The sequence below is a fragment of the Pantoea sp. X-Soil-OKNW-556 genome, from assembly GCF_059730695.1.
The window spans coordinates 684,680-709,871 of sequence record NZ_AP035990.1 but is presented as its reverse complement, the minus strand read 5'-3'; the positions used below and the strand labels follow the sequence as shown (position 1 = coordinate 709,871).

The window sequence follows — 25,192 nt, the reverse complement described above, 5'->3', positions numbered from 1 at the left end:
TTAATTAACGTTCTTCGTGAATCAGGCTGCCGCTCAGGATGCAGAACACCCCCATCAGGTCAGCGTGACGGATAATGACCTCCGTCTGCTCATTCACTTTGGGTTTAGCATGATAGGCGATACCCAGACCGGCGGTTTTAATCATCGGCAGGTCATTGGCTCCGTCGCCAATCGCCACGGTCTGCTCCGGGGCAATGGCAAAACGCTGCGCCAGGTTATTCAGGGTATCGGCTTTAAATTGTGCATCGACAATCTGGCCCAGCACCTGGCCGGTCAGTTTGCCGTCGCGGATTTCCAGTTCGTTAGCCACGGCCGCTGCCAAATGCAAGGTGTCGCGCAGATAGTCAGCGTAATAGGTAAAGCCGCCAGAGGCGATCGCCACCTGCCAACCCAGCGCCTGTAATTTCTGCACCAGCGTGGTCAGGCCCGGCATCAAAGGCAGCGTATCACGCACCTGCTTCAGGATATTGGCATCGGCACCGGCCAGCGTGCCGACTCGTTCGCGCAGGCTGGCTTTGAAATCCAGTTCGCCACGCATCGCGCGTTCGGTTACTTCCGCCACGCGTTCGCCGCTGCCCGCCAGTTTGGCGATTTCATCAATACATTCGATCTGAATCGCCGTGGAGTCCATATCCATCACCAGCAAACCCGGGGTTTTCAGGTGGGGAATTTTGCCAAGCGGTGCCACATCAAAACCGGCATCATGCGCCAGTTTGGTCGCTCGCGGCGTCAGAGAGCCAGCCAGACGAATCACCTGGTACTCATCAACATTCCAGGCGCTGACGATCACCATCGCTGCGCCCAGCTGATGCTGATAGTCAGTCAGCTTTTGTTTATCAAGCCCGCGCCCATACAGCAGCCAGCCAGTCCGACCAGCACGGTAATCCAGCGGCATCACTTCATCACCGCTGAGGGAAAGGGGTAGACCCGGCCAAAGGGATACATCGGCGGGCAGATCGCACCAGGTAAGACGATTTGGCATTACAGCTCCTGTAGGGACAACAAAACCACGCAAGAGGCTACCTTGTCTGCGCGGGTTCTGGCAACATAATTGCCAGCCTTTCTGCTGTTATGTCACACGGGTTTCTGATGGTTAAAACCGCACTGAAATTTCGCCTGCACCGCACGGTGATTGTTCTTATCTCGCTGGCCCTGTTAGTGGTGCTGATGCAGGGGGCATCCTGGTTTAGTCTCGGGCACCAAATGGCGCGCTCCGAACAGGTGGAGGAGCTGGCCCGCACCCTGACCAAACAGGTGGCATTCAGCCTGCAACCCTTGATGGATAACAGCGACGATAATCGCACGCAAATTGAAGCGGTGCTGAATCAGCTCACGGAGAACAGCCGCATCCTGGATGCCTCTGTCTATGCTGATGATGGCAGCCTGGTGGCGCACAGCGGCGAAAGCATCGATGTGCGCGACCGCCTCGCCCTCGATGGCAAGCGCGCCGGTAGCTATTTCAATCATCAGATTGTGCAGCCGCTCAATGGTAAAGACGGCCCGCTGGGTTTTCTGCGTATCACGCTGGACACCCACGTACTGGTCACCGAATCGCGCCAGGTAGATAACACCACCAACATTCTGCGTCTGATGATGCTGCTGGCGCTGGCGATTGGCATCATCCTGACCCGTACCCTGCTGCGCGACCGCCGCACCCGCTGGCAGCAGTCGCCGTTCCTGCTCACCGCCAGTACACCGGTGAAAGAGGATAAAGAAGAAGAGGCGGAAAACGGTAAACCGTAGCGGCGCGATTTATCGCGCATTTCCGTGTACGCTGTCGGTAAAACCCGCGCGATAAATCGCACCGCTACAGCGTATTTCATTTCTCCGTCATCTTTTCCAGCGTCAGGTCCAGCGCAGCCAGTTGCTGCTGTGCCTGGCGCGCAATCAACCGGAACCCTTCACTAAACGCCCCTTCAGCTGCAATGGTCTGCCAATAGCTTTTCGCCATTGCGCTGGCCGTCCGCCACACCTCACCGGAAAGCGAAAAGTCGAGGGTTAAATTCACCTCGTCACGCATATGACCGAGCGAGTTCGGTGCCAACGCCATCGGTAGCATGTCGTAGGCCGGGGTCAGTTGCAGTTGTTCCCCGTCGGTAAAAAACGACAGGTTCCCGGCGTGCATATCGCTGTTGGCGATCAGGCGACCAAAGGCCCATTGCAGCGTCCCACGCTGCTTTGATGCTTCATCCAGCCGTTGCTGGCGCGCCAGTTCGCGCAACGCATCCGGCCAGTGCTGCTGTCGCCCCAAAAATTCCGCGCTAACCGCTTCCAGCGAACACATCCCACGCCGTCCTCGTTCGCCTTCACGATCGAAGCGCTCAACTTCGAGGAACAACTGGCCGCCTTGTTCAATAATCTGGCTACGTGCTGCCGCCAGCCCTGTCTCGGCCAATTGCCGTAGTGCCAGATGTTCCGCCCGCAGTAAATCACGCCAGCGCTGGCTGTTTTCGCTCTGACGCGGCACCGTGAATTTGACCAGGCAGTGATGTTCGCCGTGGGCGGTTTCGGCATAACACAGGAACTTTGGCTGCTCACCCGCCGCCGATGACCCCACCTCATCACCGTTCAGCACCTGTTGTGCCAGTTGCGGATAGCGCATAATTTTTTGCCCGGCGCTCAGCAGCACGGGGGCAGATTGCTGCAACCAGCGCTGATACGCCGTCGCACCGAGCAGGCAGTTGCCCGGCATGTCCATGCCCGTTACCGTCAATGCCATCAGGCACTGCTCATCGCTCCAGACACGGAGATCCTCGGTTAACCCTAGTGCATGCGCATTCTCTCTTCCCCACAGCCGTCCGAGGAACCCCTGGGGACGCATATCGCTGAGGAACCACGGCAATCCATCGTAGAACGTCCCGTTCTCCTGTTCATCCAGATGCAAACAACTGCCCTGCGGCCAGGTACGTACCAGCCAGCCTGCTTGTACCGTCTGACCCGACGGCAGCACCCGATAAAGAGGAAAACGGCTTTCACCGCGCAACGGGCGCAGCAGAGCATAGCGCGTGGCGCGGGCTTTGCCCCAACGCACGACCTGATCCTGTTGACGTAACTGGCGCGAAAGCGTCGCCTGGCTGATGCCAAGACGGCGCAACAGCTCTGCCGCACCTAATGGGCCATCCAACAGCTGTGTCGTGATATCCGCCATCGCGCCCTCGTTGATGAATAGATTTATGAATAGATTCTAGCATGAAAAAAGGCCCGCTCAGCGGGCCTTCAGACGCATAATCATCTCAATGATGAATAGATACTTTTAACGCTGCGTCAGTAAGTTTTCCAACTCAGACAGCGAGGTGACCTGCCAGTCCGGGATGATGTGCTCAGGCAACGGGCGCGTACCGTGATCGAACCAGCAGGTTTTCAATCCGGCATTGATGCCGCCGAGGATATCCGATTCCGGCGTATCCCCCACCATCAATACCCGTTCACGCGCCGGGTTGCCGAGCAGCGCCAGCGTGTGATCAAAGATGGCACGATCGGGCTTGGGTACGCCGACCTGCTCCGAAATCACCAGCGCATCAAAATAATCACGGAAGCCGGTACGTTCGAGACGCGCCTGCTGCAACGCGGTAAAGCCGTTGGTAATGATGGCGATCTTCACCTTGCCGTGCAGCGCGTCAAGCAAACGGGCCGCCCCCGGCAAAGGCAGGCAGATTTCCGCCATTGCGTTCAGAAAGCCGCTGTTGAGCACTTCCGGGGCCACACTGAGTTTTTCGCCCCAACCGGTGAAGCGGCGTGTCTGTAGTTGCAACGCCGAAATCGCTCCGTTCTGATAATCGACCCACAGCGGTTTGTTGATCGCCTGGTAATCGGCGTAATCCTGATCGGTGAATTGCACGTCATAACCGGCAAACATTCGTTGCAAACCGGCATAGGCGTCGAAGTGAAATAGCGTGTCATCCGCATCAAAAATAATGCAGTCCCAGTCGTTTAACATAGATCTCCTCAGCCAAAACGCTACAGCGTCAATGCCATGATAATGGCGTCTTCTCTTCCGCTGGCAGTGGGGTAGTAATTGGGGCGGCGGCTTACCTGGTGAAACTCCAGCTGTTCATACAGCGCTATCGCCGCCAGATTGGAGGCACGAACTTCCAGCCACAGCGTCATGACCTCGCACTTCTCCAGTTCAGCAATCAGATGCTGCAATAACTGGCGGGCATAGCCACGGCGTTGAAAATCAGGATCGACAGCGATATTGAACAGCGAAGCTTCATCCAGCACCACCTGGGTGATGGCAAAACCGACCAGACGGCCTTCCGCCTCAATGCGAAAATTTAAAAAACGTTCCCCCTGATTGCTGGCAAACGTCTGTTCGCTCCAGGGAAACGCATGGCTGCGGCGCTCAATCGCCAGCAGCTGTGGTTGGTCTTCAGGGGTGACTAAAGAGATGGCTGTCATGGTTACACATCTGTTGCCAGAGGGCGCGTTTCGCCGCACCGCTACTGATTAATTCATTGAAAGCGGCGGTCGCAAAAGTGACGCCATTAAAAGGATGCGAGCTATCGACACCCAGCAACCAGCCCGCACAATCCACCTGTTCCGGTAGCATCTGGAGCTGTTCTGGCGTGAGCGTCATTACCTGCGCGGGTTGCAGGTTTAAGGTACGCAGCACATCGCGAACTAACGGCTCATGCAACGCCGGGGCGTGTTCCGCCACCAAGACCAGACGAGTCTCTGGCGTAAGCCGAACGGCAATCTCTCCCTGCAACACGCGTGGACGCCGCAGTTGATACTGCGTAATCCCCATTTGCTGTAAAAGCCAGTCGCGCCTTGATGTCATGCTATTACCCGTTGTGCTGCCAGAATGCGACGCTATGCTAGCAAACCCATCGAACATGCGCCAACAAAGCACTATAATCCCCGCTCTGATTTAACAGGAGCCATCCATGTCTGCTTTTACCCCGGCCAGTGAAGTGATTCTGCGCCACAGTGATGAATTTACCGCCCGCCATGTTTTGTTTGCTGGCGATTTGCAGGATGACCTGCCCGCTCAGCTGGAAACCGCGTCAACACGCGTGCATACCCAACAATATCATCACTGGCAGAACCTTAGCCGCCGCCTCGCGGAGCGCGCGGTCTATGGCCTGGTCGCATGTGCGGCGGATGTGGCAGGCTGCGATACCCTGGTTTACTTCTGGCCGAAGAATAAACCGGAAGCGCAGTTCCAACTGCAAAACCTGCTCTCGCTGATGCCGGTTGGTAGCGATATTTTTGTCGTAGGCGAAAACCGTAGCGGTGTCCGTAGCGCGGAAGGCATGGTGGAGTCGTGGGCCAAACTGGAAAAGATCGACAGCGCACGTCGCTGTGGCCTGTACCACGGGCAACTGGAACAGCAGCCCATCTTCGATGCCGACGCCTTCAACGACAGTTATATGCTGGATGGCCTGACCATTCACACCCAGCCTGGCGTATTCAGCCGTGACGGCCTTGATGCCGGAAGCGCGCTGCTGCTCTCGACGCTGACGCCGCACACCAAAGGTAAGGTGCTGGATATTGGCTGTGGCAGTGGCGTACTGGCAACCGTGCTGGCGCAACATTCGCCGAAAGTCCGTCTGTGGCTGTGTGATGTGCATGCCGCCGCAGTAGCAGCGAGTAAAGCCACGCTGGCGGCTAATGGCCTTGAAGGTGAAGTCTTTGCCAGCAACGTCTTCTCCGATGTCACCGGTCGTTTTGACCTGATCATCTCCAACCCGCCGTTCCATGATGGCCTGCAAACCAGCCTCGATGCGGCACATACGCTGATTCGTGGCGCGGCAAAACATCTCAACAGTGGCGGCGAACTGCGTATCGTCGCCAACGCCTTCCTGCCCTATCCGCAGGTGCTGGATGAGACTTTCGGAAACCATGAAGTGCTGGCGCAAACCGGACGCTTTAAAGTTTACCGTGCGGTTTACGGCCGCGGCGCGAAAGCACGTTAATTCAGCGATGTTGCTGACGCGGCGGCAGAAACGTTGCTTTTTCCAGCAATCGTTTCACCGCCGCGAAATATGTGTTGACGCATTGAGTAAAATCTCTAAAATGCGCCTCCGTGGTTAGCAATACTTAAGGTATTGCAGGTACGCGAAGGTGGCGGAATTGGTAGACGCGCTAGCTTCAGGTGTTAGTGTCCTTACGGACGTGAGGGTTCAAGTCCCTCTCTTCGCACCAAAAACCACGTAGTTCATATCGCACTGCACAATGCGAAGGTGGCGGAATTGGTAGACGCGCTAGCTTCAGGTGTTAGTGTTCTTACGGACGTGAGGGTTCAAGTCCCTCTCTTCGCACCAATGCGGTGATATGAACAGACAACTACGATGCGAAGGTGGCGGAATTGGTAGACGCGCTAGCTTCAGGTGTTAGTGTCCTTACGGACGTGAGGGTTCAAGTCCCTCTCTTCGCACCAACGTTGTCATCCTTCCCGGTTATCTCATCCATCATGTTTACAGCTTCTGCTCACGCTTATGCGTGATTTTGTCATTTCTGTCGTTCAGATCAGATGAAAATTCACTGACACCGCCGCTAATCCGCCCGCCAGCGCCAGGCAGGAAGGCAACAGCAGGTAATGACGCAGACGATGATGAAACAACATCACTATTGTCAGCAACAACGCCACAATCATCACCAACCGCCACTGGCTGAAACTGGGTTCCCATAGTGCGAAGACCGGCATCGCCGCACAGGGCAACAGCACACCCCAGCCGCTATCCAGGCGTTTACCCATAATCCAGCTCACACCCCATAAGCCGCAGGCAGCCAACATCGCCATGATCATCGCGCAACCCTCAAATGATAAGTATTCGTATTATCATATGATAATATTTCTCATTGTGCAGCGGATTTTTTTTATCGAAAAAGCCCTGCGGATGACAGTACTACTGGAAAATGCTAAATTGCCGCCGATAACTATTTTGATAACACAGCAATAATGTGCTCATTACCCTGGCAGGGAGAATATTCCGGTCGGGTAGCGCTTTGATATTTCAGGGCTGTTACGAGTAATAATAATGAAATTACAATCTTACGATGAATTGAAACACAGCAAATATCGGCTCTCACTGATGCTTTTTCTGTTTTTGAATGTCGCTGTTTCACTATTTTCTTTGTTACCATTTTTAGGGGAGGCATCCAGCATCCACTCACTGCCAGCAGTACTGGTGGCAGGCTTTAGCATCTCTTTACTTACACTTTGTTTAATCAGCCCAAAACTAAAATTACCGCTATTAAATCCTGTGGCATTGTTATTTGGTGCATTATGGGCATGGCACATAAACCACAAATACCATCTGGTTTTCTATTTTGATGGTAGTTTTTTAATAATCAGTCTGTTGAGCGTATTTTTTGTCAGTGCCATTGCGCTAAGTGATTATTTAGTTGCTTTCTGTTTACACATCACGCCGCCGGTATTCACTGTTTTACTGCTGGATGATGGTCAGCATTTAATGATGATTTTGTTTACCATCACCTTGCCGTTGATTGGTTTTTCATTACACCATCTGATGCGTCGCCGCTTCGATCATTTCACCCGCCGTCTGGTTCGGCAGCTATATGAAGAGAAAGAGAGTTTCAGCGACTTAAGCATGCTGGACCCGTTAACCGGTTTGTATAACCGCCGGGGGCTGAAAAACCGTCTGGATACCATTCTGGAAAATCACGCAGGCAGCCACTTCGTCTTACTGCTGGATATCGACCATTTCAAGGCCTACAACGACAACTACGGCCATGCGATGGGCGATCAGGCATTGGCACGGGTTTCGGTCGCCATTCGCGATGCCGTACGCTCGCGCGATGTGGTGACACGGTACGGCGGTGAAGAGTTTCTGGTACTGATGACGAACGTTAACGCCTCAATTGCCATGAAACTGGCCGAGCGCATTCGCCAGTACGTGGTCGATCTGGAAATTCCCCATCGCTTTAATGAGAAGGTTTCGACCCACGTCACCATCAGTGCAGGTATCGCCCCGATTTTTGATGATGATTTTGATCAGGCGGTCGCGAATGCTGACCGTGCCCTGTATGTGGCGAAAAATCAGGGACGTAATACCATCCTGGCGTGGGATGATTTACCCAAAGCGCCGCTGGATACCAAAGATCTCGCCTGAAACGTTGGATTCACGGGTGCCATGACGGTGAATCCAACGCCGGGTTGTCTTGTGAGCTGAAGCGGGAACGATTATCATTTGTTTTTCGCTTCCCGTTTTCATTCAGGACCGGCATGGCTACTATCACCCGTCAGGATCATCGCTTCAGCGAACATCCACTGATCTTTATCCAAAGCGACCGCACGCTGGCGAGCGCACTGGAAGATCTGATGCGTGAACAGCGCAGCTACATGCTGGAAACAATACACCTCGGCCAGCCTGCGCCATCAGGCACCTTAACACTTACCGAATGGTCCCAACCCCAGCATTACCGCCGCCTCACCCAGCGCTACAGCGATTATTTGTATCGCAATCATCCTGATGTCCCGCATGAGGCGAAGCCCCTCCAGTCGCTCTGGGCGCAATGGTACTTCGGCCTGTTGCTGTCACCGTTGATGCTGGCACTGCTGCTGGAACCACGCGCGCTTAACTGCGCTCCCCATCTGATTCACGTTGAATTCCATGAAAATGGCCATCCCTGCGCTTTCTGGATTGATGTGCAGGAGGATGAGGATGCTCGTTACCTCAACGCACAGCAGCGTCTCGATCGCCTGATCCAGTACTACCTGATTCCAGCCGTAAATGGCATGGCGCAGCACGGTGATATCAACGCCAAACTGATCTGGAACAACATGGGATTCTCCTTCTGGTGGTTCCTTGGAGAGTTAAAAACGCTGTTGCCCGCAGATGTGGTGTCACAGCTGGAGCAGGCGTTGTTCTTCAGCCGTACCCTGCTGGATGGCAGCGATAACCCGCTTTACCGCACTATGATCCCACGCAATGGCGTGATGGAACGACGTAGTTGCTGCCAGCGTTACCGCATTCCCGACGTTGAACGCTGTGGTAACTGCACATTAACAGCGGTGTGTGCTCAGTAAATTCTGTTACAGATTCTCCTGCATTCTCGTTTACAGTTGAGAGGGCTTATGGCAGTTTTAGCGCTTGATTTTGCCGGAGAAAAAAATGAGCCTGGAGTCGGTACGGCACTTCTTTGCCGAACATGCACCGGATGTCGATATCATCGAGATGCCGGACGCTGAACTGGCCCTACGCCTGCATGACGTGGAGCCAGGACAACTCGCTAAAACCCTGTCTTTTAAAGTAAAAGATAAAATCGTGCTGATTGTCACGCGCGGTGATGCGCGTCTTGATAATGACAAATTAAAAGCGACACTTGGCAGGAAAGTACGTATGTTGTGCGTCGATGAGGTGGTGAATTTGACAGGCCATCCCGCCCGCGCAGTCAGCCCATTCGGCCTGGAAAATCCGCTGACCGTCTATTGCGATGTCTCATTGCGTAGCTACGATGAGGTGCTGCCTGCGGCGGGTTCAATTTACAATGCGGTGCGCATTTCGCCGCAGCGTATGGCGGATCTCACTGCGGCAAAATGGATTGACGTCTGCGAGTCGTTTTAATGCGACTCGCGCGCCACGGCACCGGATATTTCAATGCCACGCGTTTCCCGTCCAAATGCGACAAACACGCATATCAACACCGCCACCGTCCCGGCAACAATCGCCATCCCTAAGCCATAGTTACCGCCGTGTGCCTCCGCAATACGCGATTGTAAGGTGGCGTTAACCGAGGCAATCAGGTTCCCCAACTGGTACACAAACCCCGGCAGCACCGCACGCGCATTGGCAGGCACCAGCTCGGTGAGATAGGTCGGTACCACACCCCATGCGCCCTGCACCATAAACTGCATCAGAAACGCACCGATGCCAATCATCCAGGAACCGCTGGAAAACGCCCACAACGGCAGCACCGGCAGCGCCAGAAACGACGCCAGCATAATGGCTTTCTTACGCCCGATACGCTCCGACAGCGAACCGAAAAAGATACCGCCCAGCATCGCCGCGATATTGTAGCTAATCGCAATAATGCTTACGGTGTGCGGATCAAACTGGTGTTGTACCTTCAGGAAGGTGGGATAGAGATCCTGGGTACCGTGGCTGAAGAAGTTGAAGCAGGCCATCAACAGCACCATGTAAATACAGATTTTCCAGTGCTGGCGAATAATCGGCAGCAAGGCGGTACTCTCTTTACGCTGTCGCGCCGCCAGCCACACCGGGGATTCCGGCACCTTGAAATAGATAAAGGGCAGCAACAAAATCGGCAGCGCACCAATCATAAACATTCCGCGCCAGCCCACGCTCTCGAAGAACAAACCGAAGATGATCGACGCCAGCAGGTAGCCACAGGGATAACCCGCCTGGAAAATTCCGGACATCAAACCCCGCGAACGATCCGGGATGGTTTCCATCGCCAGCGACGAGGCCACGCCCCAGATGCCCCCCATTGCCACGCCGTAAATCACGCGGAACGTCAGGAAAGCAGCAAAGTTCGGTGACCAGGCTGACAGCAGCTCAAACAGCGAGAACAACACAATATTGAGCATCAGAATCGGGCGACGCCCATATTTTTCCGCGAGACGACCAAACAGCAGCGCACCCATTGGCCGCACTGCCAGCGTGAGCATAATCGCGATAGAAACATCAGAAACGCTGGTGTGGAAATACTGGGCAAGATCGCTGAGTACAAACACCAGAATAAAAAAGTCGAACGCATCCAGCGTCCAGCTGGCGAAACTGGCAAAAGCCACATTTCGCTGCGTCGCAGTCCAGTTAAACATAGGGGGTATCCTGTCTGACAGCGCCCGGATCGTTGGCCGGACATTATTGTGAACGTTACCGTGCGAATGATTGCATCGGTTACTATTTTGTTAACTATTTGTATATAGCATGTCAGAAAGGCAGGCTGTGACGCGGAATTGTCAGCGAGTGCGTCCCGGTGTAAGGAAGCATGTCAGGTGAAATACGGTCATCGCCAGCGCGATGACCGGGCTTTTTTTAGTTGTTCAGGCCGTTAAATGCCTGCTCGATGATGTCCAGCAACAAGGGGTTATCGACGCTGTGCAGGACATGTACCAGCGCGCCGGCATCGTGCGGAATGCCCACATCCAGACGCAGCGGCGTGCGATAACGCCAACTTTTACCCCGCGTGGCACCAGGCCGTAATTCCACATCGACATGATAATCCATGCCGTCGGCGACACGTTGATTCAACAGCCAGGCGACCACCAAAGCATCGTGGATCCAACAGCCCGGCAAATGGCGGGTACGGATGGAGTAATCAATCCACGGTCGCAGCGTTTCCCGGACAAACTGGGTGAGTGTATGTTGATGGTGGGTAAGACGGCTGAGATCCTGATGCGTCAGCAACGTTTGCGTGGTGACATCCATGGGCACCAGCGTCACCGTCGCCCCGCTGTGCAGCACCTGATGCGCCGCTTCCGGGTCGAGGCCAAAATTGGTGTCTTTGATATAATCGTCCAGCGCAAATACGCCGCCCATGATGACAATCTCCGCCACCGCTTCCGCCATCTGCGGATAACGTTGTAGCGCCTGTGCCACATTGGTAAGTGGACCGATCGCCACCAGGGTAAACTCGCCCGGATTGTCACAAATCAGCTGGCCCATCACGCCTGCGGCATCATTGCCATCGGCTGGCAACAACTGTGGCTGACGTACGCCGCGCCACAGTTCGGCCAGTTTTTTGTCCTCGACACCATCAAGACGCGCGCGCCACGGTGCCGGGTCTTCGCGTAATGCCTGCTGGGCACCCTGCACCACCGGAATATTCAGGCCCAGTCGCTGCAACAGATCCTTCACCACCTGGGTTCCCACCGCACAAGGGGTATTACCGGTGACGGTGGTAATCAATTCCACTGACAAAGCAGGTGACGCCAGCGCTAAGGCTAAAGCCAACCCATCGTCGGTGTTTGCACCGGCAATGCCATTCCCCGGATCACAATCAATAATCAATCTTTTCATGGTGTTATTTATTTTCGGCTGGTTAGTTGGCAACCACAGGACTCACCGATCTCCAGATGGTGAGGAAATTCCGCCAGCTCCGCCTCGCCATCCCAGTTTTTTAGCATGGCAATTGCGCGCTGCGCCATTTCACGCAGCGGCTGGCGTACTGTTGTCAGCGTCGGCACATGAAAGGCCGACTGCTCAGTACCGTTAAAACAGACCAACGCAACATCGTGCGGCACGCGTAAGCCAGATTCAGCAAAGGCACGAATGCAGCCAATCGCCTGCCCTTCATTGCTGGCAAAAAGCGCACGCGGCACCCGGTTGCTGTTCATCATCCGCCATGCGGCATCGTAGCCGCCCTGTCGCGTATAACTGGTGGGGAAGATCAACGCCTCATCCACCTGCAAGCCATACTCGGCCTGCGCATCACGCCAGCCCTGAATACGATCCTGCGTATTCAACATTTCCAGTGGACCACTGATCATCCCAACCTGCTGATAACCGTGACTGAGCAGATGCGCTGTCACCTGACGTGCCGCTTCGCGCTCATTCACCCGCAGCATGCTGACGCCGGGTTGTGGCTCAACGCGATCGAGCATGACAAACGGTGTCCCACTGGCTTTGATCACATCGATATAAGGGTGGCGATCGACGCTGTTATAAAACAGGCCGTCGACCTGACGATTCAGCAGTCCCTGAATCAACTCCAGCTCGCGCTGACGATCATCACCAGCATCGCCCAGCAACATGACGTGCCCGTGGTTTAGCGACTCCTGTAACAACAGATGCGCCATCGATGCGACAAACGGGTTGGCAATATTGGGCACAATCAAGCCAAAGGTTTTGGTGCTGCCCGATGCCAGCGCACGCGCCACGGCATTTGGCCGGTAGCCGGTTTGTTTGATCGCCTCCAGCACCCGCTGACGTGTAGCTTCTGCCACCGGGCGAGGTCCGTTGTTGATGACGTAACTCACCACCGCCACAGAGGTGCCTGCGGCTTTGGCGACGTCACTACGCGTGACATTTCCGGACGACGATTTAGCCAATACTTTTACCTCGAATTCTGTTCCTGGCACCCAACCGTAGCGGCAGATGCACGTCAGATCGCATCATCCGGCAGATTGAGGTCACGCCCGCGCGTCTCCGGTGCCACAAAGGTGGTCAGAAACCCAATGGTTGCCATGGCGCTAAAGTAGATAGCAATCGCCCACCAGTGGCCGGTAAACGACAGCAGCGCCGCAGCCACCAATGGCGCAGTACCTCCTGAAAGGATAGACCCCAGCTCTTTTGCCACCGCCATTTTGGTGTAACGATGCTTCACACCGAACAACTCAACGCCCCACGCCGCCTGTACGCCAAAGATACCGAGTGACGCCAGCGCCATCCCCACCACCATCACTGGAATAACAATGGCCGGGTCACGGCTATCGAGCAGGTGGAACGCAGGCCAGGCGTAGAACATCAGCAACAGACAGAAACCACGGTAGGTAATGCGGCGGCCAAAGCGGTCAGAGAGCCAGCCGGCCAAAGGAATGATCAGGAAACCCAGAATCGAGGCGATAAAAACCGCAGTGGTGGGCACCGATTTGTCCACCATCAGCACTTTCGCCACATAACCCACGATAAAACCTTGCGCCAGATACGATGGTCCATTTTCGCCAATACGCAGGCCAACCATGGTCCAGAAGGCACGGCTACGCTGCCAGAAACTGCGGGTATCGGTGGGTGCGGCATGGATGGCGAGGCTCGCGTCACGTTCCGCTTTCAGCTCCGCCTGCTGGCGTTCGAATACCGGGGTTTCGCGCAGATGGCGACGAAGCCACAACGCCACCAGCGCAATCAGCACGCTACTGAGGAACGGAATGCGCCAGCCCCAGGCAAGCAGGCTTTGCTGGTCCATCTGCACCACCGCCAGCCAGACCAGTGACGCGATCAGCGTACCGCTGTTGGAACCGAGCGCAATCACCGACGAGACCAGGCCACGACGTTGCACCGGTGCATACTCGCCCAGCATCACCGTACCGCCAGACAACTCAGCCCCCGCCCCTAACCCCTGGGTAAAGCGCAACAGGACCAGGCAGGCGGGTGCCCACAAACCAATGCTGGCGTAGGAGGGGATTAAACCAATCAGCGTGGTAGAGGCACCCATCAAAATGATGGTGGTGATCATCACCACCTTGCGGCCTTTACGATCGCCAATCCAGCCGAACAGGAGCGCGCCAATCGGACGGGCAATAAAGCCTACCGACCAGGTGGCAAAACTGGAGAGCAGCGCCATCGTCGGACTGGCTTCGGGGAAGAATACATCGCCAAAAATGATGCCGGCAGCAAGGCCATAGAGCGCGAAATCCGCATACTCCATTGCCGTACCCAACCAGCAGGATAAGGTGGCGCGCCAGAAATCTTTGCGGCCAGAGGAAGTTTCGAGCCGCGCATCGGCGGCCGAAGAAGAAGACAGTGCGCGTTGTTGCGAAACGGAGTGATGTACCGTCATAACCATTTCCCTGATAGATGAGGATCGAGCAAACGCCCTTCCGTGGTCTGGTTCCCTTGCAACAAGCGGAACGCCCCGGTGGCGACGTTTAGTGGGCAAACCTGGATGCAAGGTCAATAAAGGATTCCCTGGTGTTGGAATTCTCTGATTTGCCAGACTTCGCCGATGTTTTTTTCACCGATCGCATTAACAAGGCAAATGTAACTTCGTCATCTCAAGGCCAACTTCGTCTTTGGCACCGTGAGCTATCACTGTGTAATTAGTCTATCTACGCGCGTAGATAAATCAAGTGATTTCAGTAAAAACAATTAATTTATCTTTACTATTTCTCAGGGATTATCGATAAAAATGGCGTCAATTCATGACATTACAATGCAATGCGAGCGCGCAAAAAAACGTCAAAAATGCACCAGACTGACGATTTCTGCTTATCATTAGCAAAGTGGCGATTGAACCTGCATCGCGCCACTTGTCGCATAATTCAGTTAAGTTTTGATGACAGATGAGAATTTGTCTGAAATCTTGCCACTCTCCCAGGTTGCCAACCGGCTGCATTACACTGGAGAAATTCATTGCGAGGCGTTATGACCATCATTCTTATGCGACATGGCAAACCCAACCATCCGGTGAGCGGGCGCTTTACGGCGCGAGCGCTGGCTGACTGGTGTGAAGGTTACGACCAGGCGGATATCTGTGATTCACCACCACCTCGCAGCATGGCGATCGCCAGCCAGGCCAGTGTCATCGCCTCCAGCCCGTTACCGCGTGCCCGATCCTCACTGACACGCCTGGGGCTACAGCCACATGCAGTGGATGAAGTCTTCAGCGAAGTGGCAATGCCGCTCTTGCCCTACGCAAGGCTACATTTGCCGCTCAATGTCTGGTTGGCGCTGCTGCGCCTGTTGTGGCTATGTGGCTATTCCGGGCATGTGGAATCGGTGCAGCATGCGCGCCAGCGCGCCCAACAGGCTGCCGACAAACTGATTTTGCTATCAAACCGTGGCACCGTGCTGCTGGTTGGCCACGGCATTATGAACAAACTGATTGCACGCGAACTGCGCAAGCGCGGCTGGCAGGCAGAAAAACACGCCAGCAGCCGCCACTGGAGTAGCGCCATTTATCATCGCCCCTTTATTTGAGGGTGAAATAACTCAGCACCTCACAACCCGTCCCAACCTGCGGCGTGGCAACCACCCTCAACTGCGCCAAATCGATCACGCTCAACGACCCCTCGCCTTCATTGGCAATCAACAACGTGCGTTTGTCATCACTGAAACAGCCATCCATCGGTTTATCACCCACGGCGATATCACCCAAGGGATTGAGAAGATCGTCGAACAGCGTAATCACTGCCTCATGATCGCCAATCGCCACCAGACGCTCGCCGTCAGCGCTGAAACGAACGACCTGACAAGGTTGCTGATGACCCGCTAAACGTAACCGCTGGCGAATGCGATGACTCTGACGATCCACCACATAAAGTAAGGGGGCATCGGCCGCGCTGGCGACCAGATAAGGATGTTTTGGCGAGGCGGCGATACCGGCAATCGGTCCTGGCATCAGAATGGTGTCGATAACCCGCCCTTCAGCCTCACAAAGATCAACCACCGTAATGCTGGCATCTTCTTCGTTTTCAGTGAACAACTTGCGCCCACTGGGTGACAGTGCCAGCCGGTGGGCGTTATGTGACGGCAGGGGAATGGTTTTCTCCAGCCGATCGGTAAGCGGATCAATCACCGCCACGGTGGCGCTGTTTTCGCAGCAGAGATACACTTTACCGTCGCGCCCCAGTTGCCCGCTGTGTGGCGCCTGCAAGGGCGTAACATCGATAAAACCACTGATCACCCGCTGACGCAGATTAATCACCGCGATTTTGTGGCCCGGATGGGGATTATCGCCGTGGATGCCATCACCATAAATCGGGACATAGGCTTTCTCCCACTGCGGCAGCATCAACAACTCATGTGGCCGGGGTGGAAAGGCATTCAGTTCCTGTTGCACTGCAAAAGTGTCCGGGTTGAGAAACAACACGCGATTGCCCTGTTTATCGACTGCCAGTAATCCGCGGTTATCAGGCTGCATAGCGTCTCCTTTTTTAACAACGTCCTTTAAGCGTAGCTAACGCGGATCAGCGTTGGGTAGGCCAGTGAAAAATCCAGTACGGTTAACCCATCATTTGACTCACGTTTTTTAATCCTGCCCGCATCAAACCACAGCGAAATTCTATTTTATTAGGAATAGTCTTATCCATACTTAATTAAACAAACACCGATTACCAAAATTATTTAATGATAATTTTAACTTGAGTGGCTCATTCATTTTCCGGTTTATCTGAAAGATAAAGAAAATGATGGTCTCGCGCGCAGGAATGTTTTATTAAGCAAGGGTAGTCTTTTACACACAGCCGTGAGGAAACAAGAGCGCGCCCACGCGCCAGCATCAGGGAATCCCCAACCGCGATAATCACAATAATCAGGTGCACCATGACAAAAAAACGCCTCCAAACTGCCCGTATGCTGTGGCACAACTGGCAGAAAATTGCTTTTACCGGCCAGATGTTACTGCAAAAAAAGCAGCAAAATAGCCTTGTCGCTCCGGAATACGATCCGAGCGAAGAGGATAACGTGGTGTTGATTTCTGCCGAAAAAGAGTTGGCAGATATCCCTAAAATAGTCTGGATGTATTGGGACGATGAATATTTACCGAAATCAATGGCGTTAAATATTCAAAAAATCCGCCAGGATAATCCCGATCATCAGGTGCATTTGTTAAATCGTCAGACGGTAAAAGAAGTCTTGCCCGATTTTATCTTCACTTCACCAGAATTAACGCTGAAACAAAAAAGTGATGCCATTCGGTTGGAATTATTATTACGCTACGGCGGCATCGCCATTGATTGCAGCACCCTGCTGTTTGAAGATCTCGCCTGGGTACATCGTGTGCATCAGGAACGTCCTATGGATGTGATTGGTTTTTATTGCGAAGTCTCAACCATGAATTACCTGTCGCCGGTGATGGAAAACTGGTTTCTCGCCGCCAGCCCCAATAATCCTTTTATCCGCGAATGGCAGAAGCAGTACGCGCCGATTAAACATCTTGGGGCGCAACGTTTCTTCAGTGAATTGAATAAGCGCGATGATTTTACCCTGCTGGCGCAAAAAATTGCCGAGCCAGAGCAGCAACTTTGCTCCCTGGCGCAACAGGCGGCGATGCGTGAATATCGCCGGGCGAATATCTATCTGCGCAAGGGCGAAGCGAATGCCTACTTTTATCAACGCCTGAGCGGCTGGAATAGCGCGGCGTTTGCTAAATCGGTGTTATTTCAGCAGCGCCCGCACACCCCGCCACCGGTGATTAAATTAAGCGGTAATGAACGTCAGCATCTCGACTTCAACCTGCGCCTTGGCAACTACAATCGCACCAGCCTGCTGGGACAAATGATGCAACCCCATGCACCGGTTGCGCTGGTGTCGCCCTCAGCCATCAACAAAGCGCGCGCGTAGCCAGTGAATAAAGGTGGTGACCGCCCGTGGCACCTGGGCCGCAAAAGGGCGCACCACCCATAAACGATCGGCGAAGGCGTCCACCGACTGCCATTGCGGTAAAACCCGTTGTAACGTACCCGCCGCCAGCGCCGCGCTGGCGCTGAAATCTGGCAGCATAGCAATGCCCAGCCCCTGCAACGCCGCATCGCGAATCGATTCGCTATTGTTGGTGGCAAAATTCCCCTGGATTCTGACCAGCACCGTTTCGCTGGCGTCGTTCAGTTGACGGAAACGCCACTGTGGTGACTCCAGCCCGCGCGGATAGTACAGGCAATTATGCTGCTGCAATGCCTGTGGGGTTTGTGGTGTACCCTGCTCCGCCAGGTAAGCGGGGGACGCCACCAATAAGGTCTGGGTTTCACACAGCGGCAATGCGACATGCGTTTCCGGCAACTGCTGGCTGTGACGAATCGCCAAATCAAAACCCTCACTGCCGAGCGAGACTAAGCGGTCGGTCACATCCAGTTGGATACGCACCTGCGGATATTCACGCAAAAAATCGCCGATAATCGGCACCAATTGCTGCCGGGCAAAGGCTACGGGGGCGCTGACACGAACCATGCCGCGTACCGGGCCCGCCTCATCACGCACGCTGAAAAAACTCTGCTCAATACGCGCAAAGGGATCTCGCAGCTCATCCACCAGCTTTTCTCCGGCAGATGTCAGGCGTACGCTGCGGGTGGTGCGTTGCACCAGCGCGACGCCCGCCATCTCTTCCAGCTCTTTAATCTTTTGACTCATCGCCGCCTTACTGACGTCCAGCCGTTCAGCCGCACGGGTAAAGCTCCCCAACTCAGCCAGTACGGTCAGCCAGTGCAGGTGCACCCAAAGTGCATCGGTTTTAATCTCTTTCATGATGATTGTTCAAAATAATAAATAATCATTTCAGGCAGCGCGCTTTTTCTTTGCAACGGTACACGGCAGCATAGCACCACATCCTACTCTTTCCATGTGAGCAAAAACGAGGGTTTATTTATGCCGTTACTGCAATTTGACGTGATTCAGGGCCGTTCTGAATCAGAATTACGTACTCTGCTGGATGCGGCTCATCGCGCCGTTCTGACTGCTTTTAAAGTCCCACCCCGCGATCGTTATCAGATTGTTCACGAAAACAAAAGATACCAGATGGTTTTTCAGGATACCGGCCTCGGTTTTGAGCGCAGTGACAATCTGGTGATGGTACGGGTCTACACCAGCCCGAGAAGTGAAGAACAGAAAACGCTCTTCATGGCAGAGTTAGCACGCGAGTTACAGGAAAACTGTGGCGTGCAGGGCAATGACCTGATGATCAGTTTTATTACCAATAATAAAGGTGACTGGAGCTTTGCCGATGGCGAAGCGCAGTACCTGACCGGCAAACTCTGATCCTCTTCTCTTCCCCCTTATCTGGCAGCGATCTTTGATTGCTGCCAGTGCAAACCATAGCCTGCCTAAACCCGCTTTAAACAAAGTCAAATCAGCCGCACAAATCTGACTGGTCGTGTTGCAGACATGTGACAGCCAATATAGATTGACGCAAAAACCCCCAAAGAGGGTGGTTACGCACGGATTGCGTATTCAATCAGCCTGAGGATCCGACCTTGTCCGAAGTATTATCGGTTGTACTTTTTTTAGCTGCGATTGCAGTCTATTCCCACAAAGCCGGACGTAATAAGTTCTGGTTTGGTGTGATTTTGCTTCTTCTTACCCTGTTCATCGTGCTCAACATCACGCTGTTTGCCAGCAACTATTTTACTGGCGACGGGATTAATGACGCGGTGCTCTATACCCTGACTAACAGCCTGACCGGTGCGGGCGTCAGCAAATACGTGGTGCCGGCGATCGGTATCATCATTGCCTTATTTCTCCTGTTCTGTCTGCTCACATGGCTGCTACGTCGTCGCAAACAGAAACACCATCTTGGCTGGAGTCTGTTGGCTATTGCCTGTGCTGCGGGCTCAGTGCAAACCACTCCGGCATTTCGTCAGGTGAAGGATTTAATTGCTTCCCATAATCGACTGGCGGATTCCGATTTCGAGACTTACTACAAGACGCCAAAATCGGTGATTAGCGAGCCAAAGCTCAACCTGGTCTATATCTATGGCGAAAGTCTGGAGCGAACCTACTTTAACGAAAAAACGTTCCCCGGCCTGGCACCCGAGCTGAGTCGTGAAAAAGATCAAAGCCTGGATTTCAGCAACACCGAACAACTGCCCGGCACGGATTACACCATCGCCGGTATGGTCGGCTCACAATGTGGGATTCCGCTGTTTGCTCCGTTCCAGGACAATGCGTCGGCCGCACTGTCCAGCTTCTTCCCACAAAATATCTGTCTCGGCGATATCCTGAAGAATTCCGGCTACGAGAACTGGTTTATTCAGGGTGCCGACCTGCGCTTTGCCGGTAAAGATACCTTCCTGAAATCGCATGGTTTTGACCCGGCACATATGTACGGTGCGCAGGAACTGAAAGATCGCGTGGCTGACCCTGACTATCGCAACAACTGGGGTTATTACGATGATACCGTGATGGATGAAGTGTTTAAGAAGTATGAGGAACTGTCGCGGCAGCAGAAACGCTTTGCGCTCTTTACCCTCACCGTCGATACCCACCACCCGGACGGTTTTATTTCCCGTACCTGCCAACATAAAAGCTACAGCTATGATGGCAAACCAAATCAGTCATTCAGTGCGGTGGCCTGCTCTCAGGAACATGTGGCGCGACTGATTGAACGTATTAAAGCCTCGCCGTGGTTTAAAAACACCATCATTGTGGTGACGTCCGATCACCTGGCGATGAATAACACCGCGCATCAATATCTGATCCAGCAACCACGCCATGACCTGTTTATGGTGATCCGTGGCGATCAGCCTGAAGCGAAGGTGCTGGATGGCAAGCGCAGCACGCTGGATAACGGTGCCACCGTGTTGGATATTCTCGGTGGCGATAAAGCCATTGGCCTTGGCCGCAGCGGCCTCAGTTCCCCTTCGCTTTCCGCGCAGTTTGATAACATGACGCAGAAGGTGTTGTCATGGAAACCGGATATCATCCAGCTGTGGAATTTCCCCAGCAAGCTCGATGCCTTCACCATCGACCAGCAGAAGAACACTTTCAGCTTCTCAGGTACCACCTTCAAGCTGCCGATTCTGTTCCGCGTGGGCGATAAACGCGTGGAACCGCTGCCAGAAGGTGAGTATTCCGCGCCGCTGCGTTATCAGCTGGCAGACTTTACCGCTGCGGAGAAGTTCGTCTGGGTGGATCGCTGCTTTAAGATGGCGCGCCTGTGGCAGCCTGATCTGGCACTTTCCAGCGACCTCTGTCTCGCAATGGGGCAGATGGGCGGTCAGCCAACGGTTACGCGTATTGATAAACCGGTGTGGAAGGGAAAAGCGATCTTCCCGCTAACCACCCTCAGCGATGCGCAATATCAGCACAATGAGCAGCAGATCCGTATTGAAGACAACGCCATTCGCTATAGCGCTGACAGCTTTATGCTCAACGTGCCCGGTGCACCGCAAAGCGTGAAAAGCTTCACCGGCATTTCGCGCCCGGAGCTGTGGGGACGTTGGTCCAACGCCAATCTGGCACCGGAAGTGAACATCGAATATGTCGATCCGCTGCCGGGAAGTTTTGATGTGGTGATCACCGCCCGTGCATTTGGCCCCAATGCGCATCGGCCAATTCCGGTTCGCGTTGGCGATCAGCAGCAGGAATTAACCTTGGGTGACGATGTATCGACCACCACGCTGCATTTCACCAATCCCGGCGGCAGCCATAATTTAATTATTGCCCCGCCGGAACCCCAGCTCTCCAATGTGGGAAATATCATCGGCCAGGACCCCCGTAAATTAGGTATTGGCATGGTGGATATTAAAATTATTCCACAACCGCAGGGTTAACGGGAATTATGTCATTCCTGTTGCAGGGATGACATAATGTTTCAACTACATGCATAATGTATATTTCGGATCATCGCGGTGCGTCCTGCACCGCGAATCCATAGGTTCAGATAGTTCCCGAATATATTGAACCCCCTATTTCCATGTCAGGCATTTACCTGAACCGCCCATTCTCCAGGTGATGCCAGAATATTTATTTCATCGCTAAACCTTCACATCCGTAAAATATTACTGGCACGCAATATGCTTTATTCCCCTCTCACAACATCTAATAATCAGACAGGGGCATGTTATGGCGTCAAGTGGGCTAAAACAGAAATTAGGGCTGGTCGATCTGTCGTTACTTGGCATTGGATCGATGATTGGGTCGGGCTGGTTATATGCCGCACTCAACAGCTCCGGCTATGCGGGCAGCCATACTGGCTGGGCGTGGGTATTAGGGGCAGTGATCGTGCTGCTGATTGGCCTGGTGTATGCCGAGCTTTCATCGGCGCTGCCGCGCGCGGGCGGCTTTGTGCGCTACCCCAACTATTCACACGGCAATATCGTCGGTTTTGTTATTGGCGTGAGTTCACTGCTCGCCTACACCAGCACGGCCGGGGTGGAGGTTGAAGCCGTGCGTCAGTACGCCATTTATTGGTGGCCAGCGCTGGGACATGCTGATGGCAGCCCGACCGGACTGGGTTTTGCCGTGCAGATTGGGCTGCTGGTGGTGTTTTTCCTGCTTAACTACTGGAGCGTCAGTTTCTTTGGCCGCGTTAACACCATTGTTACCACCTTTAAATTTATCGTGCCGTTGCTGACCATTGTCACCCTGCTGCTCTACTTCCATGCGCCAAATCTTGAGGTGCCACCGGCACCTCCGGGCGGAGCTCATGGCGTGTTCAGTTCACTGACCGGCGCAGGGATCGTGTTTGCCTACCTCGGTTTTCGTCAGGCGGTGGATTTTGCCAGCGAAGCCAAAAACCCACAGCGCAACGTGCCGCTGGCGATTGGTATCGCTATCGCCGTCAGTTTCGTTATTTATCTGGCGCTACAATACGCCTTTATGGGTGCAGTGCCGACAGATTTACTGTCGCAACACGGCTGGGCTGGTCTGAAGCAGGTATTCCAGTCACCCTATGCTGACCTGGCACGCAGCCTTGGTCTTACCTGGTTAATTAACCTGATCTTGATCGACGCCGTCATTTCACCGGCCGGGACCGGTAACATCTATCTGGCTGGGGCCGCACGCGTACTTTTCGCGTGGGCGCGCAACGGCCATCTGTTCAAGGTGTTTGGTGAAGTGGATGCGAAATCCGGTGTGCCTCGTGGCGCATTGTGGCTGTCATTGCTGCTGGCGATCGTCTGGACGCTGCCATCAGAGTTTCAGGTATGGGGTGGCTTGATTGGTGCAGTAACCTCCGCAACGGTGTTTACCTATATGCCCGGTCCAATAACCCTGGGCGCGTTCCGTAACCACTTGCCAGATATGCAGCGCCCGTTCCGTTTACCGATTGCCGCGATCCTCAGTCCTCTGGCTTTTGTTGCCAGTACTCTGCTGATCTACTGGAGTGGCTGGTCAGTGAATGAGATCCTCATCCCGATCCTGATTGTCGCCTGGATTGGCTATGCCATTTTTGGCAAGAAAAACAACCAGTTCCGTCAGGATTTGCAGTGCGCATGGTGGCTACTGGCCTACTACATCGCCGTACTGGTGATTTCCATGCTCGGCACCTACGGCGGCAGCGGTGTGATTGGTGCACCACTGGATATGATCCTCGCCATCGTTGCTTCACTGGTCTGCTACTTTTGGGGCGTAAAAGCCAGCCTGTCCGTTCCCGCCATCACCGATGAAGAGGATGAAACCCCAACTTCCGGCAAAAAAATTAGCGGTAAATACGCACATAATTAATCCCCCACCCGCCTGTGCCACGGCACAGGCGGCCTGCCCCTGAAAATCTCGTTACTCGTTGTCCTAATTGATTTTTTTCGAGATAGCGCGCAAAATACATACTGTCACATGGCGCAACTATCACATCCCAGACAGGTTTCTCCCCAGGAGAAAACCATTCAGGGAGAACAGGGATGATACTGACGATGATGAATACCCATAAAGCGTACAAATCGTTGCAGCAGGCAGGTGTGGACGAACGCCAGGCAGAAGTGCTGGTCGAGATCTTCGCCGAAATGCAGCAGGAACATTCACTGACCAAAGCCGATTTATCCCAGGCGATGGAGGGAGTGGTAAAAGGACAACAGGCTCTACAAACACGCGTTGACCGCCTTGAAGATCGGATTGACCAGTTTGAAAAGAACGTGAATGAGCGCTTTGAACACGTTGATAAGCGTTTTGCACAAGTTGATCAACGTTTCGACCGGGTTGATAAGCGCTTCGAAAAACTTGAAGCGCGTTTTGATCACACGGATTCCCGTATCAGTGGCATGAATCTCGACATTGTCGGGATGAAGAAAGAGCTGCAATGGCTGAAGCGGGTCATGATGGCAGCAACCTGCGCCATCGTGCTTGCCGCCAGCAAATATATCTTTCTCACTTAGCCCTGACGCAGCGCTTCCAGTCGGTAGCGCTGCCTTCCCCCGGCGTCGAAGTTATCCGCTGACAACCAGCGTTCAAAGCCCAGTTTTACCTGCGGCCATTCGCTATCAATAATCGAAAACCAGCAGGTATCACGGCTGCGGCCTTTGTAGACAATGGCCTGACGGAAAATCCCTTCCAACTGGAACCCCAGTCGCAGTGCCGCATTACGTGATGGCTGATTGCAGCTGTCACATTTCCACTCGTAGCGGCGGTAGCCAAGTTGTTCGAAGGCATAGCGCATCAGGAGATAATGGGCCTCGGTTGCCATGCGCGTTTGCTTTAAAAGCGGAGAAAACGCCACATGTCCAATCTCCATCACGCCATGCGTAGGTTCGATGCGCATCAACGCCAGCGTTCCGACAGCACGCCGGCTTTCTTTATCAATCACCGCGAAATGCATGGGATCGTGCCCATTCTCAATCTGCCGCGCATACGCCAGATAGGCCGCTTCATCATTGAAGGGTTGCGCAAACATATAGGTCCAGTCCCGGCCATCTTCCGCCAGCGCATAGGCAGCATAGAGTTCGCGACCATGACGTTCGGCACTGAGCGGTTCGAGGAAGCAATAGTCGCCGGTAAAGGGGATAAATTCCGGTCGTGGACGCGATTGCCAGTCGGGTAATGCAAACCCCACGGGTTGCCCCCAGGTATTGGTGTTCTGAGACATCGTGTTTCCCTGCCGTTGGATTGGGTAGAGGTAATTTGCCACTTTGCTGGCCCTGTAAAAAGCGCCACAATCATGCTTATTGTTAGATCCACGC

At 53.9% G+C, this 25,192-nt stretch carries 24 protein-coding genes and 3 tRNA genes; 14 read left to right on the top strand and 13 right to left on the bottom strand.

The genetic code is table 11. The features are described 5' to 3' along the window. Window positions 1-4 precede the first annotated feature (4 nt). Entirely contained in the window at window positions 5-982 is a 978-nt protein-coding gene (serB, locus tag AC6I8T_RS03175; protein WP_021185816.1) for a phosphoserine phosphatase, read from the bottom strand. Between the two features lie 107 nt (window positions 983-1,089). Between serB and AC6I8T_RS03170 the strand changes: the two genes are divergently transcribed. Then, complete coding sequence (locus tag AC6I8T_RS03170) at window positions 1,090-1,743, top strand: YtjB family periplasmic protein (protein WP_208724750.1); 654 nt, start codon at window positions 1,090-1,092, stop codon at window positions 1,741-1,743. 76 nt (window positions 1,744-1,819) lie between these two features. Here AC6I8T_RS03170 and yjjJ read toward each other — a convergent pair whose 3' ends face one another. The 4 genes from yjjJ to AC6I8T_RS03150 all read right to left on the bottom strand — a co-directional run bounded on the left by yjjJ (window position 1,820) and on the right by AC6I8T_RS03150 (window position 4,780). After that, the gene (yjjJ, locus tag AC6I8T_RS03165; RefSeq protein WP_208724749.1) at window positions 1,820-3,148 is read right to left on the bottom strand and encodes a type II toxin-antitoxin system HipA family toxin YjjJ; all 1,329 of its coding nucleotides are present in this window, start codon (window positions 3,146-3,148) and stop codon (window positions 1,820-1,822) included. 105 nt (window positions 3,149-3,253) lie between these two features. Next, complete coding sequence (gene yjjG, locus AC6I8T_RS03160) at window positions 3,254-3,937, bottom strand: pyrimidine 5'-nucleotidase (protein WP_021185813.1); 684 nt, start codon at window positions 3,935-3,937, stop codon at window positions 3,254-3,256. Between the two features lie 20 nt (window positions 3,938-3,957). Then, window positions 3,958-4,398: a ribosomal protein S18-alanine N-acetyltransferase gene (rimI, locus tag AC6I8T_RS03155; protein WP_208724748.1), complete on the bottom strand. Its 441-nt coding sequence runs from the start codon at window positions 4,396-4,398 to the stop codon at window positions 3,958-3,960. After that, entirely contained in the window at window positions 4,370-4,780 is a 411-nt protein-coding gene (locus tag AC6I8T_RS03150) for a DNA polymerase III subunit psi (RefSeq protein ID WP_208724747.1), read from the bottom strand. Before AC6I8T_RS03150 ends, rimI begins: the two co-directional genes overlap by 29 nt. Before the next feature lie 106 nt (window positions 4,781-4,886). Here AC6I8T_RS03150 and rsmC point away from each other — a divergent pair, with 106 nt between their 5' ends. The 4 genes from rsmC to AC6I8T_RS03130 all read left to right on the top strand — a co-directional run bounded on the left by rsmC (window position 4,887) and on the right by AC6I8T_RS03130 (window position 6,382). Next, window positions 4,887-5,918 (top strand): 16S rRNA (guanine(1207)-N(2))-methyltransferase RsmC, encoded by a 1,032-nt coding sequence (gene rsmC / locus AC6I8T_RS03145; protein WP_497833495.1) that lies wholly within the window; start codon window positions 4,887-4,889, stop codon window positions 5,916-5,918. A 142-nt stretch (window positions 5,919-6,060) separates the two neighbouring features. Further along, a tRNA-Leu gene (locus AC6I8T_RS03140) sits at window positions 6,061-6,147 on the top strand. 32 nt (window positions 6,148-6,179) lie between these two features. Further along, window positions 6,180-6,266: transfer RNA gene (locus AC6I8T_RS03135), tRNA-Leu, on the top strand. A gap of 29 nt (window positions 6,267-6,295) precedes the next feature. Next, window positions 6,296-6,382: transfer RNA gene (locus tag AC6I8T_RS03130), tRNA-Leu, on the top strand. Between the two features lie 84 nt (window positions 6,383-6,466). On the opposite strand, the gene AC6I8T_RS03125 is transcribed toward AC6I8T_RS03130, so the two are convergent. After that, complete coding sequence (locus AC6I8T_RS03125) at window positions 6,467-6,751, bottom strand: DUF1435 domain-containing protein (RefSeq protein ID WP_021185811.1); 285 nt, start codon at window positions 6,749-6,751, stop codon at window positions 6,467-6,469. 232 nt (window positions 6,752-6,983) lie between these two features. Here AC6I8T_RS03125 and AC6I8T_RS03120 point away from each other — a divergent pair, with 232 nt between their 5' ends. The 3 genes from AC6I8T_RS03120 to AC6I8T_RS03110 all read left to right on the top strand — a co-directional run bounded on the left by AC6I8T_RS03120 (window position 6,984) and on the right by AC6I8T_RS03110 (window position 9,533). Then, on the top strand, window positions 6,984-8,078 hold the full coding sequence (locus tag AC6I8T_RS03120; RefSeq protein WP_021185810.1) for a diguanylate cyclase: 1,095 nt from the start codon (window positions 6,984-6,986) through the stop codon (window positions 8,076-8,078). A 113-nt stretch (window positions 8,079-8,191) separates the two neighbouring features. Next, the gene (gene fhuF, locus AC6I8T_RS03115; RefSeq protein WP_208724744.1) at window positions 8,192-8,995 is read left to right on the top strand and encodes a siderophore-iron reductase FhuF; all 804 of its coding nucleotides are present in this window, start codon (window positions 8,192-8,194) and stop codon (window positions 8,993-8,995) included. 85 nt (window positions 8,996-9,080) lie between these two features. Beyond that, window positions 9,081-9,533 carry a YbaK/EbsC family protein gene (locus tag AC6I8T_RS03110; protein ID WP_021185808.1) on the top strand — a complete coding sequence of 151 codons (453 nt, stop codon included), beginning with the start codon at window positions 9,081-9,083 and terminating at the stop codon, window positions 9,531-9,533. Here the strand turns inward: AC6I8T_RS03110 and AC6I8T_RS03105 are convergent. The 4 genes from AC6I8T_RS03105 to AC6I8T_RS03090 form a co-directional block, all read right to left on the bottom strand. Then, complete coding sequence (locus tag AC6I8T_RS03105; protein ID WP_497833494.1) at window positions 9,530-10,750, bottom strand: MFS transporter; 1,221 nt, start codon at window positions 10,748-10,750, stop codon at window positions 9,530-9,532. The two genes, AC6I8T_RS03110 and AC6I8T_RS03105, sit on opposite strands and share 4 nt — an antisense overlap. Before the next feature lie 217 nt (window positions 10,751-10,967). Continuing rightward, on the bottom strand, window positions 10,968-11,951 hold the full coding sequence (locus AC6I8T_RS03100) for a nucleoside hydrolase (RefSeq protein ID WP_036627489.1): 984 nt from the start codon (window positions 11,949-11,951) through the stop codon (window positions 10,968-10,970). A gap of 8 nt (window positions 11,952-11,959) precedes the next feature. After that, window positions 11,960-12,982, bottom strand: coding sequence for a LacI family DNA-binding transcriptional regulator (locus AC6I8T_RS03095; RefSeq protein WP_208724743.1), 1,023 nt, complete (start codon window positions 12,980-12,982; stop codon window positions 11,960-11,962). Between the two features lie 53 nt (window positions 12,983-13,035). After that, the gene (locus AC6I8T_RS03090; protein WP_208724742.1) at window positions 13,036-14,430 is read right to left on the bottom strand and encodes an MFS transporter; all 1,395 of its coding nucleotides are present in this window, start codon (window positions 14,428-14,430) and stop codon (window positions 13,036-13,038) included. A 584-nt stretch (window positions 14,431-15,014) separates the two neighbouring features. On the opposite strand from AC6I8T_RS03090, the gene AC6I8T_RS03085 reads away from it, so the two are divergent. Next, the gene (locus AC6I8T_RS03085; RefSeq protein WP_021185803.1) at window positions 15,015-15,569 is read left to right on the top strand and encodes a histidine phosphatase family protein; all 555 of its coding nucleotides are present in this window, start codon (window positions 15,015-15,017) and stop codon (window positions 15,567-15,569) included. Here AC6I8T_RS03085 and AC6I8T_RS03080 read toward each other — a convergent pair. After that, the gene (locus AC6I8T_RS03080) at window positions 15,562-16,512 is read right to left on the bottom strand and encodes a beta-propeller fold lactonase family protein (RefSeq protein ID WP_021185802.1); all 951 of its coding nucleotides are present in this window, start codon (window positions 16,510-16,512) and stop codon (window positions 15,562-15,564) included. The genes AC6I8T_RS03085 and AC6I8T_RS03080 overlap by 8 nt on opposite strands. Before the next feature lie 401 nt (window positions 16,513-16,913). On the opposite strand from AC6I8T_RS03080, the gene AC6I8T_RS03075 reads away from it, so the two are divergent. Continuing rightward, entirely contained in the window at window positions 16,914-17,933 is a 1,020-nt protein-coding gene (locus AC6I8T_RS03075; protein ID WP_208724740.1) for a glycosyltransferase family 32 protein, read from the top strand. Here the strand turns inward: AC6I8T_RS03075 and AC6I8T_RS03070 are convergent. Further along, a complete protein-coding gene (locus tag AC6I8T_RS03070; protein ID WP_497833493.1) occupies window positions 17,907-18,830 on the bottom strand; it encodes a LysR family transcriptional regulator in 924 nt (307 codons plus the stop codon). The two genes, AC6I8T_RS03075 and AC6I8T_RS03070, sit on opposite strands and share 27 nt — an antisense overlap. A gap of 120 nt (window positions 18,831-18,950) precedes the next feature. On the opposite strand from AC6I8T_RS03070, the gene AC6I8T_RS03065 reads away from it, so the two are divergent. From AC6I8T_RS03065 to AC6I8T_RS03050, 4 genes are all read left to right on the top strand, one after another. Continuing rightward, window positions 18,951-19,340 carry a tautomerase family protein gene (locus AC6I8T_RS03065; protein WP_021185799.1) on the top strand — a complete coding sequence of 130 codons (390 nt, stop codon included), beginning with the start codon at window positions 18,951-18,953 and terminating at the stop codon, window positions 19,338-19,340. 215 nt (window positions 19,341-19,555) lie between these two features. After that, window positions 19,556-21,853 (top strand): phosphatidylglycerol--membrane-oligosaccharide glycerophosphotransferase, encoded by a 2,298-nt coding sequence (gene opgB, locus AC6I8T_RS03060; protein ID WP_208724739.1) that lies wholly within the window; start codon window positions 19,556-19,558, stop codon window positions 21,851-21,853. A 292-nt stretch (window positions 21,854-22,145) separates the two neighbouring features. Next, the gene (locus tag AC6I8T_RS03055; protein WP_497833492.1) at window positions 22,146-23,747 is read left to right on the top strand and encodes an APC family permease; all 1,602 of its coding nucleotides are present in this window, start codon (window positions 22,146-22,148) and stop codon (window positions 23,745-23,747) included. Window positions 23,748-23,920: 173 nt separating this feature from the next. Then, on the top strand, window positions 23,921-24,391 hold the full coding sequence (locus AC6I8T_RS03050; protein ID WP_208724738.1) for a hypothetical protein: 471 nt from the start codon (window positions 23,921-23,923) through the stop codon (window positions 24,389-24,391). Here the strand turns inward: AC6I8T_RS03050 and AC6I8T_RS03045 are convergent. Continuing rightward, window positions 24,388-25,098: a GNAT family N-acetyltransferase gene (locus AC6I8T_RS03045; protein ID WP_208724737.1), complete on the bottom strand. Its 711-nt coding sequence runs from the start codon at window positions 25,096-25,098 to the stop codon at window positions 24,388-24,390. The genes AC6I8T_RS03050 and AC6I8T_RS03045 overlap by 4 nt on opposite strands. Window positions 25,099-25,192 lie beyond the last annotated feature (94 nt).

Excerpts from the sequence above, each read along its gene's own strand:
- serB (WP_021185816.1), bottom strand. The coding sequence starts at position 982 with ATGCCAAATCGTCTTACCTGGTGCGATCTGCCCGCCGATGTATCCCTT.
- AC6I8T_RS03170 (WP_208724750.1), top strand. The coding sequence starts at position 1,090 with ATGGTTAAAACCGCACTGAAATTTCGCCTGCACCGCACGGTGATTGTT.
- yjjJ (WP_208724749.1), bottom strand. The coding sequence starts at position 3,148 with ATGGCGGATATCACGACACAGCTGTTGGATGGCCCATTAGGTGCGGCA.
- yjjG (WP_021185813.1), bottom strand. The coding sequence starts at position 3,937 with ATGTTAAACGACTGGGACTGCATTATTTTTGATGCGGATGACACGCTA.
- rimI (WP_208724748.1), bottom strand. The coding sequence starts at position 4,398 with ATGACAGCCATCTCTTTAGTCACCCCTGAAGACCAACCACAGCTGCTG.
- AC6I8T_RS03150 (WP_208724747.1), bottom strand. The coding sequence starts at position 4,780 with ATGACATCAAGGCGCGACTGGCTTTTACAGCAAATGGGGATTACGCAG.
- rsmC (WP_497833495.1), top strand. The coding sequence starts at position 4,887 with ATGTCTGCTTTTACCCCGGCCAGTGAAGTGATTCTGCGCCACAGTGAT.
- AC6I8T_RS03125 (WP_021185811.1), bottom strand. The coding sequence starts at position 6,751 with ATGATCATGGCGATGTTGGCTGCCTGCGGCTTATGGGGTGTGAGCTGG.
- AC6I8T_RS03120 (WP_021185810.1), top strand. The coding sequence starts at position 6,984 with ATGAAATTACAATCTTACGATGAATTGAAACACAGCAAATATCGGCTC.
- fhuF (WP_208724744.1), top strand. The coding sequence starts at position 8,192 with ATGGCTACTATCACCCGTCAGGATCATCGCTTCAGCGAACATCCACTG.
- AC6I8T_RS03110 (WP_021185808.1), top strand. The coding sequence starts at position 9,081 with ATGAGCCTGGAGTCGGTACGGCACTTCTTTGCCGAACATGCACCGGAT.
- AC6I8T_RS03105 (WP_497833494.1), bottom strand. The coding sequence starts at position 10,750 with ATGTTTAACTGGACTGCGACGCAGCGAAATGTGGCTTTTGCCAGTTTC.
- AC6I8T_RS03100 (WP_036627489.1), bottom strand. The coding sequence starts at position 11,951 with ATGAAAAGATTGATTATTGATTGTGATCCGGGGAATGGCATTGCCGGT.
- AC6I8T_RS03090 (WP_208724742.1), bottom strand. The coding sequence starts at position 14,430 with ATGACGGTACATCACTCCGTTTCGCAACAACGCGCACTGTCTTCTTCT.
- AC6I8T_RS03085 (WP_021185803.1), top strand. The coding sequence starts at position 15,015 with ATGACCATCATTCTTATGCGACATGGCAAACCCAACCATCCGGTGAGC.
- AC6I8T_RS03080 (WP_021185802.1), bottom strand. The coding sequence starts at position 16,512 with ATGCAGCCTGATAACCGCGGATTACTGGCAGTCGATAAACAGGGCAAT.
- AC6I8T_RS03075 (WP_208724740.1), top strand. The coding sequence starts at position 16,914 with ATGACAAAAAAACGCCTCCAAACTGCCCGTATGCTGTGGCACAACTGG.
- AC6I8T_RS03070 (WP_497833493.1), bottom strand. The coding sequence starts at position 18,830 with ATGAAAGAGATTAAAACCGATGCACTTTGGGTGCACCTGCACTGGCTG.
- AC6I8T_RS03065 (WP_021185799.1), top strand. The coding sequence starts at position 18,951 with ATGCCGTTACTGCAATTTGACGTGATTCAGGGCCGTTCTGAATCAGAA.
- AC6I8T_RS03055 (WP_497833492.1), top strand. The coding sequence starts at position 22,146 with ATGGCGTCAAGTGGGCTAAAACAGAAATTAGGGCTGGTCGATCTGTCG.
- AC6I8T_RS03050 (WP_208724738.1), top strand. The coding sequence starts at position 23,921 with ATGATACTGACGATGATGAATACCCATAAAGCGTACAAATCGTTGCAG.
- AC6I8T_RS03045 (WP_208724737.1), bottom strand. The coding sequence starts at position 25,098 with ATGTCTCAGAACACCAATACCTGGGGGCAACCCGTGGGGTTTGCATTA.